This is a genomic window from Streptomyces sp. M2CJ-2 (assembly GCF_016757295.1).
Classification (GTDB): Bacteria; Actinomycetota; Actinomycetes; order Streptomycetales; family Streptomycetaceae; genus Streptomyces.
Genome location: NZ_JAESIF010000187.1, coordinates 1 through 2,471, shown reverse-complemented (window position 1 = coordinate 2,471; position 2,471 = coordinate 1). Strand labels below are relative to the sequence as shown.

Genomic DNA, 2,471 nt, shown 5'->3' with positions numbered 1-2,471 from the left:
GCCGCCCGGGCGGATCGGCACGCCGCCCGGCCGCTCACCTGACGTAGGCGAGCCGGCTCACCCACTGGGACAGCGTGAGCGAGGCGGCCGGCGCCCCCGGGCCGCACCGTGCCGGCGGCGCCGGCGGCGCGGGCCACCGCGGCACCCGGCCGGCCCGGGCAGCCACGACGGCTGCCGCCGGCCGGGCTCGCAGGCCAGGGCCGTACGCAGCAAGGACAGGTGCGCGGCCACGGCCGCCAGGCAGTGATGCTCGTCCCGGCAGCCGGAACAGGTCGCCAGGTGGGCGCGGACCGCGCTCGCCTCGCCGGGGTCCAGGACGTCGAGGGCGTGTCCTTCGAGCAGGTCGCCGATGGTGCGGCAATCCTGGGCGGGAGTGAACATGGCGGGTCCCTTCGTGCCGGGGTGAGAATCGCACCGTCAACGGGGCCGGTGCACGGCTGCACCGGTACACCGGCCCCGTTTCCTGACCCCACCATCGCCCAAAAACGGCCCCTCGCGCGTCGTCCCCGTGCAGCAATTCCCGGCTACCACGCCCGCGGTATCCGCCGGCCCGGCCTACCACAGGGCCACCACGCCCCGTGCGGCCCCGCCGGCCCTCACCCGGCCGCCGAGGGACCATCCGCCGTCGTCGCCGGGCTGACCACGCCGCACTGGTAGGCGATGACCACCAGCTGGGCCCGGTCGCGGACGGCCAGCTTGGTCATGGCCCGGTTGACATGGGTCTTGGCCGTCAGCGGGCTGACGAACAGACGCTCGGCGATCTCCTCGTTCGACAGCCCCAGCGCGACCAGCCCCAAAACATCGCGTTCCCGCCGCGTCAGACACTCCAGCCGCTCGTGCACGGCCGCCGTGCACGGCGCCGGCTGCGCCAGAAACCGCCTGATCAGCCCCCGGGTCGCGGCGGGGGACAGCAGCGCGTCCCCCGCCGCGACCGTGCGCACGGCATCGAGCAGCTCCCCGGGCCGGACACCCTTGCCGAGAAAACCGCTCGCACCCGCCCGCAGGGCCTCCGCCACGTACTCGTCGTCCTCGAAGGTGGTCAGGATCAAAACCCTCACCGCCGAAAGGTCCTCGGCCTCGCCGATCAGCCGCGTGGCGGCCAGGCCGTCCATCTCCGGCATGCGGATGTCCATCAAAATCACATCCGGCCGCCGCTCCCTGGCCAGCTCCACCGCCTCACGGCCGTTGGACGCCTCGCCCACCGTCTCCATGTCGTCGGCGGAATCGAACAGCATCCTGAAGGTGCCCCGCAGCAGAGCCTGGTCATCGGCGAGCAGTACCCGGACCGTCACCCCCATCCCTCCCCGGCACCCCGCCCGACCGGCGCCACCACCGCCGCACCCGGCCGCAGCGGCAGTTCCGCGGTCACGGTGAACCCCCCGCCGGGACGCGCCCCGGCCTCCAGCCTCCCCCCGACACTGGCCGCACGCTCACGCATCCCGACCAGCCCGTGCCCGGTCCCGGAAGGGGACCCGTGCGGCCGGGCCCGCCCGTCGTCCTCGACCGTGACCGTCAGCCACGGCGCCCGGTAGTACAGACAGAGACGGGCATGATCGGCCCCGGCGTGCTTGCGCACATTCGTCAGGGCCTCCTGCACAATGCGGTACGCGGCCAGATCCACCGCCGGCGCCAGCGGCTCCACCACGCCGTGCCGCAGGTGCCGGACCGACAGACCGACCCGCCCGAAGGACGCCAGCAGCTCCGGCACCTGCGCCAGACCCGGCATCGGATCCCGCGGCGCCCCGGGATCATCGGACTGCCGCAAAAGACCCACCGTCACCCGCAGTTCCTCCAGCGCGGACCCACTGGCCTCCCGGATACCCTCCAAAGCGGCCACCAACTGCTCCGGCCGCCGCTCCACCAGATGAACAGCAACACCGGCCTGCGCATTGATCAACGCGATGTGATGCGCGACCACATCATGCAACTCACGCGCGATCCGGATCCGCTCGGCCGCCACCCGCTGCCGCGCCTCCTGCTCCCGGGTCCGCTCCGCATACTCCGCCCGCTCCTCCACCGCCGCCACATACGCACGGCGCGACCGCACCCCGTCCCCCACCGCAGCGGGCAGGGCCGTCCAGGCCAGCATCGCCACGTTGTCCCCGAACCATGAGCGGGAGCCGAACACCAGGCCTGTCCCGACCAGCAGAGCGGCCGAGGCCGACGCGGCCACCCAGGCAGTACGCCGGTCGGTCCGCACCGCCACCGTGTAGACGGACACGATGACCGGACTCGTCACCAGCGGACTCTCCCGAATCCCGAGCACCTGGAAGCCCACCCCGCAGGCGAGGGCGGTGACCAGGGCGCCGAACGGGTGGCGATGACGCCACAGCAACGCGAAACAGCCGACCGCCGCCAGCGCCACGACCGGCGGGCGGACCGAAATCCGGTGCTCGTGCGGGATGGCGGAGGCGGCCGCGATCGACAACACGAACAGCACCACCGGCACCAGCACATCCAGCGCACCGACC

At 73.2% G+C, this 2,471-nt stretch carries 3 protein-coding genes; all 3 read right to left on the bottom strand.

Annotated elements, in window-relative coordinates:
* Positions 1-57 precede the first annotated feature (57 nt).
* Entirely contained in the window at positions 58-381 is a 324-nt protein-coding gene (locus JL475_RS38590) for a zf-HC2 domain-containing protein (protein ID WP_237409482.1), read from the bottom strand.
* A 215-nt stretch (positions 382-596) separates the two neighbouring features.
* Positions 597-1,292 carry a response regulator transcription factor gene (locus tag JL475_RS38585; RefSeq protein WP_202282861.1) on the bottom strand — a complete coding sequence of 232 codons (696 nt, stop codon included), beginning with the start codon at positions 1,290-1,292 and terminating at the stop codon, positions 597-599.
* Positions 1,289-2,471, bottom strand: a 1,183-nt coding sequence (locus JL475_RS38580) for a sensor histidine kinase (RefSeq protein ID WP_202282860.1), incomplete at its 5' end; no start/stop codon positions are given. The genes JL475_RS38585 and JL475_RS38580, both read right to left, overlap by 4 nt.

Coding starts and splice junctions, on each gene's coding strand:
- JL475_RS38590 (WP_237409482.1), bottom strand. CDS start 381: ATGTTCACTCCCGCCCAGGATTGCCGCACCATCGGCGACCTGCTCGAA.